Here is a 13,814-nt window from a genome sequence, read left to right as displayed (position 1 = left end):
AGTGAGTTGATGAACATGAGTGATAAGATGGTGACTGTTTTTAGAAGACAGTTTGATCCAACCGTAGAAATGTTGAAGAATCTTATCGAAGTATGTCCTGATCATTTTTGGAAGGATGCCAAGCATAAATACTGGAAGCATATATTCCATGCTACAACCAGCATGAAATTTTGGTTTAGGCAGCAGAAGGATGAAGAATTCACGATACCTGACTTCGGTAAAGATATAACAGAAGACTTAGATAAGGGGTGCTCTGACTACCCTACTAAGGAGGAAATGACGGAGTACGTAGAGGAGATAATGAGTGTGGCTCGTAATTTTTTTGCTGAACTTACCGACGGCAGATTATTGGAACCATGTGTACTATACGAAGAAATAACTAAAACTGATGTTATCCTCATGCAGATAAGGCATGTTCAACATCATATAGGTTATTGCAACAGCATATTGAATTCGAATCACCTACAAACAGCAAAGTGGCTATGATAAAATTAGTGACCGAAATCAGCTTCTTTACCACGAGGAGTGTTATTTAATATGGTTTATGAATTTGATAGTGAGATATTCAATACTAATGGTAAAGTACCTATTCAAATCTCTGTTGACGGGTACGAATTTGACCATACTTTATTGCCGTCAAAGAATGGGCATTATTTTGTTTATAACGAATTTATTCGAAGAGCAGTACAAAAAGAGCTCGGTGATACATTACATATAATACTTAAGAAATGCGAGGAAAATCGTAAACTGATTGTTCCAGATTACATTACTACAAACCTTGAAGAGTACCACATGCTGAATACATTTCTAAACCAGCCTGATTACATTAAACGAGAGCAGATTAATTATATTGAGCTTGCTAAAAAGGAAGACACAAAAAATAGACGAATACCAACTCTAATTGATAAACTTAAGGATTAATAAAGGGACGACAATAAAGTTGAGGTAAAATAAAGACATCAGAGTTAAGCAACGAATAAAATGAGCACCAAACTTTAAAAAATCACAAAAAAGCGATGAGAAACAATCCTCATCGCTTTCACATTACTAAAACCAGACTTGTTACAGCAACCCTCTGTCCCCTTACGTGGTGCTGGCACGTCGCTTAGCAAGCGCCATAGCAGCGGCGTAGCCGGAGCTCCAAGCCCATTGCAGGTTATAGCCGCCGCAATCTCCATCCACATCCATCACTTCACCTGCCAAATACAGCCCAGGGACTAACTTAGATTCTAACGTTCCTTCGATTAGCTCCGTCGTATCGATGCCACCGGCTGTTGTTTGTGCATTCGTGAAGCTATTGGTATCGGTCACTTTAAATTCCCAACGTTTCAAGATTCGATAAAATATTTTCTTGGTTTTCCATGATAAATCCATACAAAGCAAGTGCGGCTGTTGATCAATTCCAGCCTCCTTCAGCAGAACTGGAATCAGTTTCTTGCTGACGATGCCCACAAAAGAATCGGCAACCGTCCGGTGTCCGAAGATCCCCCAGTGGATCTCCAGAAAATCAATTAACTCTTCCTCCGTGCGCTCCGGCATTAAATCAACCGACAATGTCACCGATTCTCCTATTCCGAGATTATACGCAGCCTTTCTGCTGAGCTGAAGTATGGGCGGGCCCGAGATACCATAGTCCGTAAAAAGAATCTCACCAGACTCAGTGCGGATGACTTCATTGTTTACGATAACATGGGCCTCTCCCTCAAATTTGATGCCCGATAGTTCCTTCAAATACGGATAATCCAGCTTCAATTGTACAATGCCTGGCACCGGGTTGATCAGGGTGTGCCCCAGGCGTTGGACAAGCGTATAACCGGAGCCGTCCGTTCCCGTTTTGGGAGCGGTAAGGCCGCCTGCACATAGAAAAAGATAGTCGCTGGTATACACAACCTGTTCCTCTGTCTCCGTCTGGCAGGTTATCGCGAACCGCGGATGTCCTGCCGAAACGGTAACATCCAACACTTTATGTTTATAATATACGGGAACATTCCGATCCTCCAGCGCCAGCTTAAATACACCCGGCACCGAAGCCGCCTGCAGCGACATCGGATACATCCGGCCATTCTCCAAGCTTACAAAAGGAAGCCCGAGTGAGGAGAAAAATTCGATCGTTTGGCGGACACCGAATTGCCGCAATACATGTATTGGGAATCCTTCCTGATTACTGTGATACTTGCGTGATAAAGCGGCCGCTTCATCCGTACCGGTGGCGGTGGATTGGTTCGTAATGTTGCAACGCCCGTTACCCGTCGTTATTATTTTCTTCCCAAGCCGGTCATTGCTTTCAATAATTGCTGTATCAATACCTTGATCCCTCGCTGTAACTGCAGCCATTAGACCTGCAGCACCCCCACCGATAATGAACAGCTCGTGGTGCTTAGAAGTCTGATCCTTATACATGTTAATTGATGCATCCCTTTTCCTAATAAATTTATTGAATTGACTTAGCTAGCGCCATGGCGGCCACATATCCGGAACTCCAGGCCCATTGCAGGTTATAGCCGCCGAAATCTCCGTCGACATCCATCACTTCGCCAGCCAAATACAGCCCAGGCACCAGCTTGGATTCCAGCGTTCCTTCGATGAGTTCCGACGTATCAATGCCGCCGGCTGTCACTTGCGCATTCGTAAAGCCATTGGTATCCGTCACTTTAAATTCCCAACGCTTCAAGATTCGATAAAATTTCCCCTTGGTTTTCATCGATAGATCCTGGCAAAGCAGCTCTGGCTGTTGATCTAAGCCAGTCTCTTTTAGTAGGACAGAAACAAGCTTCTTATTGAAGATGCCAACAAGGCAATCCGCCACAGTCCGGTGTCCAAAGGTCTCCCAGAGCCTTTCTAAAAACTCAACTAACTCTTCCTCCGTGCGGCCCGGCATCAGATCAACCGACAATGTTACCTGTTCTCCTCTTGCAAGATGATACGCAGCCTTCCTGCTTAGCTGAAGAATCGGCGGGCCGGTAATACCATAATCCGTGAAGGCAATTTCACCCTGTTCACTGCAGATGACTTTACCGTTCACAATGATATGGGCTTGTCCCTGAGATTTGATAGTGGACAGTGCCCTCATATTCGGATATTGCAGCTTCAATTGCACAATGGCCGGCAAAGGCTCAATCAGGGTGTGCCCCAGACGTTCGGCAAGTGTATACCCAGGAGGTTCTTTTCCCGCATTTGGACCGGCAAGGCCACCCGCAGATAGAAGTAGATAGTCGCTAGTATAAACAACCTCCTCCTCTGTCTCCGTTTGGCATTTTATCTTGAAGCGCGGATGATTCTTCGAAACAGTAACATCCAACACTTTGTTATTGAGGTATACCGGAACATTCCGATCCTCCAGCGCAAGCTGGAAAATATCCAGCACCGCTGCTGCCTGCAGCGACATTGGATACATCAAGCCCTCCTTCAATCTTGTAAGTGGAAGCCCGAGAAAGGAGAAAAAATCTATAGTCTGACGGATGCCAAATTGCTGCAATACCGCAAGTGGAAATCCGGCCTGATTACTGTGATACTTGTGCGATAAAACAATTGCTTCATCCGTACCCGTCGCAGTGGATTCATTCGTAATGTTACAGCGGCCATCACCTGTCATTAATATCTTCTTTCCAATCCGGTCGTTACCCTCCAGAATGGCCGTATCGATACCCATATCCCGCGCAGTAACAGCGGCCATTAATCCAGCAGCACCTGCGCCGATAATAAACAGCTTGTGGTGCATAGAAGTCTGATTCTCATACATGGTTGGTCAATGCATCCTTTATCCAATTTTTCTAAAACACAGAGTCACTTTATTAAATTATAGCATAAGTATACTGGTTTTCATTTATATCTCCCTATTAACTCTTCCTATCCTAGGTTTGTCTTTTTTATCCCTATATAGAACCTTAAATTTATCTTTACACCTTCTTCACTGCAATCTTTAATTCCACATACGAAAGATACTGGATCTAGCAAGATACTCATTTTTTTGAACCGCCACGCATAGTCCAGATCATATTCTGAAAATATGAAAAAAGACACCTTTCATGGTGTCTTCAATAGTACTCCATATGGAGCCGGGGGAGGCGAACCCCTGTCCGAAGATAACGGCACATAAGCTTCTACAAGTGTAATTACAGTTTTGATGACCCCTAGAAGCATTCTAACCAATATTTGATGAGTCATTCTGATTAAGGAGACTGATCATAGGAATAACTCCTTAGTATAGTGATGCAATTATATAAGTTAATCGTGAATATATCGGTTTTTCACAGTGCTTCTTCGATACGCAGAAAGTACCTTTGGCGCTACAGATGATGGCTGGATCCAAGCAACAATTATGATCACCGACCTCAACGTTGAATGAAGAACGATGAACCTTCTGTATACTACCAGAAGGTTTACTAAAGTTTTTTAAAAATTGCTAATTCCCTGCGGAATCAAGATACGCTTCAGCTTCTTCTATTGATTCGTACAAGTTTGCAATATCTTTAAACATACGATTCATTTGCGTTTTGTAGAACGCCGTAGGCGCAACATACACCCATTTGTGTTTTGTGGACATTCCAGCTTTGACAGCATCTTCACCAGTTGGAGCAAGAATTGCCATCACCTCTTGCTTAAATACCAGACCACCAGTGATTACAGTCATACCTGTAAACCCTCGCTTAGTTTTCTTCAGTATCTTCGGAAATTGTTCTGCGTACGCAAAGGCATCCTCAACTTCCATACCGTCCGATGTTACAATAATTCTGTTTTTATTTTTAACATAATCAATAGTAAAACTCATAATAGTAATTCCTCCGAATGTTTTTGCTTTTGAATGCTTATGCCATAATCTTATATCAGTTCGAGCTCTTATAGATGTAGTTTCGGAAAATGTGTCACGAATTATTAACTTCAAAGTGAATGATCTAATTTTAGGTGTAGACAACATGTCTACAAAAATAAATACATTTAGTTCCCCATAATTCCTTGCCTGCATTCGTCTACAATTCAATCACTAAACAGCAAAAAAACCGCTATTTCAGCGGGTTTTCTTATGGGGCTGAGGGGAGTCGAACCCTGACCGAAGATAACGGTACATAAGCTTCTATGAGTGTAATTACAGTTTTGATGTCACAAAATTCATGACTCCCGCCAGAAGATTGTTTTACGGTGTAGTTGTAATTCTAAACTCAAAACTGTGCTATAGCGAAAAATCGGTATCACCCTTTTTATAGGAAAATTTAAGCCTATATGTTTCTTCTTCTTTTCCATAGGGCATTGTAGCAATTTTTATACGAGTATAATCAAGCCTGCTATCTTTTAAAACTCTCTTTATCAAGGCTATACTCCGTTCTTCTTCCGTAATGATACAAAATATATTAAGAGCATACTTTTTCGGGTCGGAAGTGCATTTACCCATATCAAAGCCATCAACACAACCTAAGTTAGTATCTACTAGAGATGTGTCCAGGTATTCTATTACTTTATCTCTTAACCAGTTATCACGTTGGCTTCCTTTTTCACTTTTCAGAGGATACTGTACTACTAACCAAAATCTTTCACTCATTCATAATCACCAGCCAATAAAGAGATTATTATAATAATTATAACAAAGAAACTTTGCAAAAGGGTACAGTTAACAATAGTATGGGAACCATCCTCATGCGGACGGTATTCGTGATGGTAGAGAAATCTTTTGCAGTTTAAAAATATGCATACCAAACATTCCGAGACCTCATAGTAGACATGATAAACCACAAGTACACATTTGAGGAATTGGCTGAAATCATTAAAAAGCAATCTGGAACCTTTCGTAAAACGAACAAACCAACTTTGAACAGAGGGTCCCTGACTAACCATTTTCTTGAGAAAACTTTTACTCACTGGTTTAAAATCGCAGAGCCTTCCAAAGCACAGATTCGGATAAACAGGGAGATTGTGCAACTGAATTTTTATGTGGTAGAATCTGCTAACGTTAGCGGTTAAGGAGGAGATAAAATGGATACGGAAGTTTTGTTTGAGCTAGGAGAAATAGTAGTAACACCAAAAGCCCTACAGATGATCCGTCACGCAGGTTCTATTTTCCCACTAAATTGTCACGCATATGGTAAACGGGGAGACATCAGCGAGGCTGACTGGAAACTCAACGATTGGGCAATTAGCCATGGGGAACGACTAGTCAGTTCTTACTCTGAAATTTGACAAAAAAAGATATGTTTGTTGTAACCGAAAGGGATGGGAGTATTACAACGGTGCTACTGTGTGAGAAATACCGAGAACAGCAAACAACCATGAACTTGAGAACGAGAACATACCAAAAAATAAAAAAATGTAAAACATCGAAACCATTGTGAAGGACAACGTTATAGAAGACCTAAAATCCAGAACAAATGCTCTATAAGAGACCTTCAAGCAAGAACAAGAAGTTCTCTTCTCATGCTTATTTTTTCAGATGATCTTAGATGATTTACTTAGTTGTAAAGGTGGACCACAAAATTATTTAATTTCTTCTATTTCTTCTATTTTTAATTCCTCTCGATTTAGAATAATTTCCTTAATTTTTTTTCTTTGACTAAAAAAACTTTCTCAAAAGTATGATCAGATGCTATAGGATTTACTTTTATACTTAATTTCTGATCTTGGTAATCTATGTTTACCATCGATACTGTATATTTTTCATTATTCTCTTCATTTTTATAATTTAAATATACGTATATGTTATTTTCATTTTTAATTCTGCCTAGGTAGATACCGTTATTTTTATCTTTACTATCTATCCATTTACTCACTACACCTTCAGTTTCATTCGTATCTAGATACTGTATATTTATTGTGCTACGATTCATGCACCCAGTGACTATTGCCATTAAAGAAACCAAAAGGAGTAATAGAAACTTTCTTTTCATCATTTAACCTCTTTTATATACGGTGTATTTTTATAGACAAACTTAATCGCCTCGCTTATGAATTATTTTAGTTACAGAGCGGAGTAAACATAATTTTCAGCTTCTTTACTTACTTGGTATGAAAATGTTACTGCTAATCCGCCTGGGTAAGTCACTGTCGGCGAACCTACAGACAAAAAAGTATGTCCATATGCTGGTTGGATTGCGACTTCAGTTACTTTGCTATTTTTAGTTAATCTATAATTGAAATTACCTGATTTTGCATAGGCTTCAGTACCATTGATTGCATAACCAAGACCAAACTTAATAGATGCACCTGTATTTATGTTTGGTACTACTGTTGGATTAGCTGTTTTAATAAACGCCCCTGTTGTTAGATCAACGTAAGAAATAGTAGCATTGCTATTTGAATTATCTAAATACATTCCTTCTGACCAAGGTACTGCCACAATGTCAGTAAGAAGGAAGTTCGGCGCACTAGACCAATTGTAGTAAGTTGAGAAAGTAATAGAACTGAATGTACTTGAACTCGAAGAACCGTTTCTATAAGTAGATAATGATAACGTAGCAGATGCACGAGCTAACTGTTCTTCTGTGCCACTATAATTTTGGATAGTGGTTATTTGTTTTTCATCGTATCCTGCATTCTCTAGCAAGGACTCATCTAGTTTTTGTAACTTATTCACTTTCACTTGCATACTCGCTTCGTAATCGAAATTCTTAATATACTCAATATCTTCTTCAGTATAACCCATTGCTTTTAAATCCTCAAAAGATGTACTCTGAATTTTTTTGAAAGAGTCATACTCATTAGAAACTGTTTGACTTACTAGAATCCCTTTACCTCCCTCTGCAGGATCAACAGGATTTGCTGATGCAGTGTTAAAAAGAGCACCGAAAGAAAGTACGCAAACCAATAAATATTTTGGAATAATTTCCAGTCTATACATGAGGACTTTTTACCCATCACTTTGAAGTTACAGAACATCTAGAGACATTGATTCGTATAACAGTGGGAGCACTGTTCAAATAGTTCCTTCGTAATCAACGCTGGATGAGCATTCTTGGTGATGATTTTGCTTCCGATATACGATTCATTAAAAATAATTGCGCAGATGGTACTGACTGACCATGTTCCAACTTTTTCCGTAGACACTTGCTGTTGATTCAATTCAGATACGATTTTATGGTAGCCTTTGTTTTCAAAAGCATACTGATTAAATACCCACCCGATAATATCTATCTCTTCACGCGGCCCCGGCACTCACACCGACTTCGTATTCTGATGTCCCAAAGCAATGTGTTCCGTCCGATATCCGTATGGCGGCGTTCCACCATTGTCGTAACCCAGTTTGACCTTTTGAGTCATTCCTTTCCACACCTCTACAGCAAGATTGGCATTGAAGAAATCAGAAATAATTTCAAGCATTCCCTCCAGCAGCATATTTTGCAGCGTCTCCCCTTCCATCTTCTCCATAATTAAAATGACCTTCACCCCAAATTGATTAAGCAGCACCTTGCAAAAAGGTGATTGGAGCGTTTGGCTAAAGCGATCATCTTTTGAAATTCCGGACGATCATCCGTTTTGACAGATTTCCCTTTTTCAATAAACTCACCGACGATACTCCACCCCTTCTCCAAACAATATTGTTGGGGCTTAATGAGCAGGAATAGACAACTCTTTCTCTGCTTGACGCTCAGATGACACACGGACATAATATGTTCATAATTACACTTTCCTTTCGTATATGATTTTTGGGCATAAAAAAGCAGGCACACCCATGAGGGCATACCTGCTGATAAATGAGGCCAATATTACCTGGACTGTCTGCGACTCAATAAGAAGCCTGATCGGTATTCCACAGTTCCATGTCAATAATCGCAGGTTGAGCATCTTCGGTCACGATTAAATCATTTCAGCACGATAACGTAAAAAAGACACCCCTAAAGGTGTCTTTTACTTTACTCCATATGGAGCCGAGGGGAGTCGAACCCCTGTCCGAAGATAACGGCACATAAGCTTCTACGAGTGTAGTCACAGTTTTGATGTCACCGGAGTATCGCCCCGTAACCGGCTATACGTTGGGTCAGCCTGATTGTCTTCTTCAGCTCACCGCAGGCGGAGATGAGACAGCGTATCCCACTATTTGTTAGCCCCTATCCCTGTCACATGGGCGATGCAGAGTAGAAGCACGCGCACAGTTTCTTAGGCTGCGAAAGCGTAGTTGTTTTGTTGTTTGCCGTTTAATAGGCTTTAGCGTTGATGAAGCGGACGCGTCCCCACTACTCGCTACTCATGCTCGAACTATCCCCGTCGAATCCAAGAACGGCCCCTCATTAAAAAGGGCGCTTCGGATCAAGCGGATCTTCCAAGCAAGAGAGATCCAATCTACAGCTTCTTATTCAAGAAAACTGTAACGAAGCAATAACTAACTTACTTACTCAGTATAGCACATTTATCAACACTTTAACACGTGGGTTAAAGGAATTGAAGGTTGAAACTGGAACTCCTTTGAATCGTCTAGTTCTCCCAGATTATCTGGCGATCTTTTGCTTATCACGCAGTACACGCTGGATATCACGTTGAGCATCTCGCTTGGCAGCCGAGTCACGTTTGTCATACTCTTTTTTACCTTTACCAAGACCAATCAGCAGCTTCGCATAGCCATTCCGCACATAAATCTTGAGTGGCACAATCGTAAACCCATCTCGCTTGGACAAGCCCAGCAGTTTATGAATTTGCTCCTTATGCATTAACAATTTACGTGTGCGTGTCGGATCAGTAGGATTGGCACGGTTACCTTGTTCAAAAGGGCTGATATGCATGTTGTGAATCTGAATCTCACCATTGCGGATCGTAGCAAAAGCATCTCCAATATTAGCGCGGCCATTACGCAGCGACTTGATCTCTGTACCCGTCAGCACCAAGCCAGCTTCATAAGTATCCTCGATAAAATAATCATGGGAAGCTTTCTTGTTCTGGGCGAGTACTTTCCCGTCTGCTTTTTTACCCATGAGAATCACTCCTTGAATCATATTCATAAGTTAAAGTAACCATGTCTGTCTAATCTTAAACGACACAGCCATCGAACGTCTGATCTATATTGTAACAAATGGAATCAAGTGAGCGCAAGGAACCTTCAACCAAATATACCTCACCTAATTTGTCATATAGTTGTCAGTAACATTACCCAATATCTAGCATTTGTTACAAAAAAACATTAAGCTGAGTTGATCTGGATTTTTTAGAAAATAGCGAGGTTAGCCTTTTGCTTGTGCGCCTTAATTAACAGATAGTTATCCACTAATCTCTTACATATCTATATCCATCTACCCTATTTACTTATTACCTATTGTTCTCAATTATCCGCTTCCCCCTACTTGGATATACATCTATTCGACGCCTATTCAAATAGTGCCGCTTTTACCTATACTGTGCCTATCGTATACTGTACCTATCCTCTACCTATCCACTTTGCTATCACCTACGTTTTTCTATATAAATGTATTTCGTGCAACTATTTAAGCCTTATCACCGCCAAAAAACTAATTAGTTGCACTTTCTGCAGCTAAAAAAGCGAAATCAGACCAATTAGAGGTAACTCATCAGATTTAGATGTACAAAATGCAACTAACTGCCACTTTTACTACATAACCCAAATTTAACTGCACATAATGCAATTAACCAAGCCTGTTATGAGTTAAAAAGCACCGCCCCCAGGAGGGACGGTGCTTAGTAACATTATAGAGTTACGCAACGCATAACCGTCATTTATTTCTTTTTACGCTTACGTGGTGCTCCTTCTGGAGCGCCGCCATTATTGTCACTTCGTTTAGAAGTAACTTGCTCAAACGTCTCTACGTTGCCTGGTGTCACGGACTGGCCGATGAACACGCCGCCTTTGGTTTTCTTTTTGCGGCGGCCTTTGCCTGTAGGAGCGCCGTTACGGCCTTCTCCACCGCCAAAGTTCCCCCCGCGATCCTCGCGGCTGCGGAACTTCGTGCTGCCGTCCACGCCCCGCGCTTCGCCGCCGGAGGCGTCGGACGCAGGAGCGCCGTATCCGCCTTTGCCTGATCCAAAGCCGAAGCTGATGCCGCGTCCACCACCGGCACCGCCGGTGTCTCCGCCGCGGCCTCGCCCGCCGCTGCGCTCACGCGGCGCGCCTGCGTTGCCGCCGGCTTCGCCTCCGCGCTCTGCGCCCGGCGCAGCAACTACCCGGCTCGCATCCTCGCCGGCCTCGCGGCCGCGCTTCCGCTTACCGCGTCCGCCCGCTGCGCCAACACCGGCCGCTTCGCGCGGCCCTTCACCGGCGCGCACAGCTGCGCCCGGCTTGCCCTTGCCCGCGCCTGCAGCAGCGCCGCCGGGCTTGCCTTTACCGCCGCGTCCCTTGCCCGCGGCGCCTTTGCCCCCGGCCGGCTTAATGAAGCCGCCACCCGAACGGCCGCCCTTGCCTCCGCGGCCGCCTGCAAAGCCACCGCCGCGGTGCTCACCTGGCGCGCGTGGCTTCATGTCGACCAACTCGAAATCGATCGTGTGGTCATCCATATTTACTTTGGCAACTCGGATCTTCACCTCGTCACCAATGCGGAACACACGCGATGTGCGCTCGCCAATAAGCGCCATATGACCTTCGTCGAAGTGATAATAATCGTCGCTCATTGCACTGAGACGAATAAGACCTTCGACGGTATTATCCAGCTCGATGAACATTCCGAAGCTGGTCACACTGCTGACCATAGCCTCGAATTCCTCGCCTACTTTATCCTGCATGTATTCTGCTTTCTTCAGTTGCTCCGTATCGCGTTCAGCTTCTACCGCCACACGCTCGCGTTCCGAGGACTGCTGAGCAATGTCAGGCATCCGGCTAGACAAATAATCATGCCGTTTCTGGGTCAGTGCCCCTCCATTCTCAATCACTTCACGCATTACGCGGTGAATGACCAGATCGGGGTACCGGCGAATTGGAGAAGTAAAGTGAGAATAGTATTCCGCAGCCAGTCCGAAATGGCCCGTGCTCTCCGCATCATACTTTGCCTGCTTCATGGAACGCAGCATCATCGTACTGATGACCGTCTGTTCCTTCGTGCCTTGGATTTGCTCCAACAGATCCTGCAAAGCACGTGGATGAACCGAATTGCCACGGCCCTTGACGTGATATCCGAAATTGGCCGCAAAAGCCATGAAATTCTGCAGCTTCTCTGGATCTGGATCTTCGTGAATCCGGTAAAGGAACGGAACCTTCAACCAGTGGAAATGCTCAGCAACCGTTTCATTTGCCGCCAGCATAAACTCCTCGATAATCTGCTCCGCTACAGAACGTTCGCGCTTCACGATATCTACAGCCTTGCCGTTCTCGTCAACGATGATTTTGCTCTCTTCAAAATCAAAATCAACCGCACCCCGGCGCATCCGCGCATCGCGCAGCTTCATCGCCAATTCTTTCATGAGGCGGAAATCATCAATTAGTGGACTATAACGTTCCAGCAGCTCTGGATCTTCATCTTCGAGAATTTTACGAACATTGGAGTAAGTCATTCTCTCTTTGGTGCGAATCACGCTCGTAAAGACATCGTGCTTCACAACCTTCATTTGCTCGTTAAATTCCATTTCACAGGACATTGTTAACCGGTCTACCTGTGGATTCAAGCTGCAAATCCCGTTCGATAGACGGTGCGGCAACATCGGAATAACCCGGTCTACCAAATACACACTACAACCGCGGTCATAGGCTTCTTTATCCAGCTCAGAGCCTTCACGCACATAATAACCTACGTCTGCTATATGGACGCCCAGCTTGTAATGTCCATTCTCCAAGCGCTGTACGTTTACCGCATCATCCAAATCCTTAGCATCTTCGCCATCAATCGTAACAATGTTCAGCCCTCGCAGGTCGCGTCTTCCTTGCTCCGCAATCTCCTCTTCTGTAATTGAATCAGGAGCACTATCGGCTTCATCCATCACTTCAGCTGGAAATGCTTCAGGCAATTGATGTTTGCGGATAATGGAAAGAATATCAACACCCGGATCATCCTTATGTCCGAGAATTTCAATAATTTCACCCTCTGCCGCTGCTCGGCCTTCCGGATAACTCACAATACGCACAACGACCTTTTGACCATCTACAGCACCTTTAAAGGATTGCTTCGGAATGAAAATATCACGATTAATCCGCTTATCATCAGGCAGCACAAAGCCATAGGTCTCCAGGTTTTGAAAAACACCTACCGTCTGCAACACGCCACGTTTTACAATACGTACTACTTCGCCTTCCATACGTCCGCCGGACGGACTTTTAGAGGTAATACGAATCAGAACGATATCGCCATTCATAGCTCCCTTAAGATCATTTGCATGGATATATACGTCAGGATGATCACGATCATCCGGGATTAAAAAAGCAAAACCCTTCGCATGTGCTTGTAAACGTCCACGCAGCAAATCCATCCGTTCCGGCACGCCATAACGTGCAGTACGGGTCAATACAATTCTTCCATCCTGCTCTAATTCAATCAGCAGCTCCTCGAACTTTTTAAACCCTTCACTATCCTCTAGAGCAAAATGACTCACCAGCTCTTCATAAGTCATTGGTTTATATGCAGTTTCCCGCATGAAATCGAGTAATATTTCTTGTGTTATCATGTTCGTCACCCCAGCCCTCCGCGGCTTCAAGCCGCTGGCAAATATGTATATCTTGTCCTGCCCTGCAGTAATGCCAAGTAAATTTTACCTTTACTACTTCATACCCTAGTATACACGAAATCAATCCTGCGCATCCCTGTTACTGTCATCCAAAGGTTAACACAGTACAAAATTTCCTTTAACTGCTGAAATACATCCATGCCAATTTCAGATTTACTTCCTATCGATCCAGCCTTTTTCTTTGCGAATATGAAAAGAAAAGCACCCTTAGGTGCTTTTTAACTCCTTTTAATATAACAAAA

14 protein-coding genes and 1 other RNA gene are annotated in these 13,814 nt (G+C 43.2%); 3 read left to right on the top strand and 12 right to left on the bottom strand.

Annotated elements, in window-relative coordinates:
• The first annotated feature begins 15 nt into the window (after positions 1-15).
• A complete protein-coding gene (locus tag NST40_RS01020; RefSeq protein WP_342410326.1) occupies positions 16-486 on the top strand; it encodes a DinB family protein in 471 nt (156 codons plus the stop codon).
• A 51-nt stretch (positions 487-537) separates the two neighbouring features.
• Positions 538-921 (top strand): YdeI/OmpD-associated family protein, encoded by a 384-nt coding sequence (locus NST40_RS01015; protein ID WP_342410325.1) that lies wholly within the window; start codon positions 538-540, stop codon positions 919-921.
• A gap of 162 nt (positions 922-1,083) precedes the next feature.
• Here NST40_RS01015 and NST40_RS01010 read toward each other — a convergent pair whose 3' ends face one another.
• The 4 genes from NST40_RS01010 to NST40_RS00995 form a co-directional block, all read right to left on the bottom strand.
• Positions 1,084-2,400: an NAD(P)/FAD-dependent oxidoreductase gene (locus NST40_RS01010; protein WP_076220239.1), complete on the bottom strand. Its 1,317-nt coding sequence runs from the start codon at positions 2,398-2,400 to the stop codon at positions 1,084-1,086.
• Positions 2,401-2,431: 31 nt separating this feature from the next.
• Entirely contained in the window at positions 2,432-3,739 is a 1,308-nt protein-coding gene (locus tag NST40_RS01005; RefSeq protein ID WP_342410324.1) for an aminoacetone oxidase family FAD-binding enzyme, read from the bottom strand.
• A gap of 663 nt (positions 3,740-4,402) precedes the next feature.
• On the bottom strand, positions 4,403-4,768 hold the full coding sequence (locus tag NST40_RS01000; protein WP_076126891.1) for a hypothetical protein: 366 nt from the start codon (positions 4,766-4,768) through the stop codon (positions 4,403-4,405).
• A 399-nt stretch (positions 4,769-5,167) separates the two neighbouring features.
• Positions 5,168-5,533, bottom strand: coding sequence for a hypothetical protein (locus NST40_RS00995; protein WP_076275896.1), 366 nt, complete (start codon positions 5,531-5,533; stop codon positions 5,168-5,170).
• A gap of 431 nt (positions 5,534-5,964) precedes the next feature.
• On the opposite strand from NST40_RS00995, the gene NST40_RS00990 reads away from it, so the two are divergent.
• Entirely contained in the window at positions 5,965-6,168 is a 204-nt protein-coding gene (locus NST40_RS00990; protein WP_076186845.1) for a hypothetical protein, read from the top strand.
• 338 nt (positions 6,169-6,506) lie between these two features.
• On the opposite strand, the gene NST40_RS00985 is transcribed toward NST40_RS00990, so the two are convergent.
• The 8 genes from NST40_RS00985 to rnr all read right to left on the bottom strand — a co-directional run bounded on the left by NST40_RS00985 (position 6,507) and on the right by rnr (position 13,512).
• Positions 6,507-6,875, bottom strand: a complete 369-nt coding sequence (locus NST40_RS00985) for a hypothetical protein (protein WP_342410323.1) — start codon at positions 6,873-6,875, stop codon at positions 6,507-6,509.
• A gap of 68 nt (positions 6,876-6,943) precedes the next feature.
• On the bottom strand, positions 6,944-7,822 hold the full coding sequence (locus NST40_RS00980; protein WP_076275893.1) for a hypothetical protein: 879 nt from the start codon (positions 7,820-7,822) through the stop codon (positions 6,944-6,946).
• A 38-nt stretch (positions 7,823-7,860) separates the two neighbouring features.
• The gene (locus NST40_RS00975) at positions 7,861-8,136 is read right to left on the bottom strand and encodes a recombinase family protein (RefSeq protein ID WP_342410322.1); all 276 of its coding nucleotides are present in this window, start codon (positions 8,134-8,136) and stop codon (positions 7,861-7,863) included.
• On the bottom strand, positions 8,137-8,349 hold the full coding sequence (locus NST40_RS00970) for a hypothetical protein (protein ID WP_076275892.1): 213 nt from the start codon (positions 8,347-8,349) through the stop codon (positions 8,137-8,139).
• A 14-nt stretch (positions 8,350-8,363) separates the two neighbouring features.
• The gene (locus tag NST40_RS00965) at positions 8,364-8,588 is read right to left on the bottom strand and encodes a recombinase family protein (protein WP_254847761.1); all 225 of its coding nucleotides are present in this window, start codon (positions 8,586-8,588) and stop codon (positions 8,364-8,366) included.
• Between the two features lie 253 nt (positions 8,589-8,841).
• Positions 8,842-9,206, bottom strand: a transfer-messenger RNA (tmRNA) gene (ssrA, locus tag NST40_RS00960).
• 201 nt (positions 9,207-9,407) lie between these two features.
• Positions 9,408-9,887, bottom strand: a complete 480-nt coding sequence (gene smpB / locus NST40_RS00955; protein WP_036687155.1) for an SsrA-binding protein SmpB — start codon at positions 9,885-9,887, stop codon at positions 9,408-9,410.
• Positions 9,888-10,644: 757 nt separating this feature from the next.
• Complete coding sequence (gene rnr / locus NST40_RS00950; protein WP_341004224.1) at positions 10,645-13,512, bottom strand: ribonuclease R; 2,868 nt, start codon at positions 13,510-13,512, stop codon at positions 10,645-10,647.
• Between the last annotated feature and the right edge of the window lie 302 nt (positions 13,513-13,814).

It is taken from the genome of Paenibacillus sp. FSL R10-2778 (genome assembly GCF_038593035.1).
GTDB lineage: Bacteria > Bacillota > Bacilli > Paenibacillales > Paenibacillaceae > Paenibacillus_AQ > Paenibacillus_AQ odorifer.
Note: the sequence above shows the minus strand (reverse complement) of the source record. Positions and strands in the feature narration are given on the sequence as shown.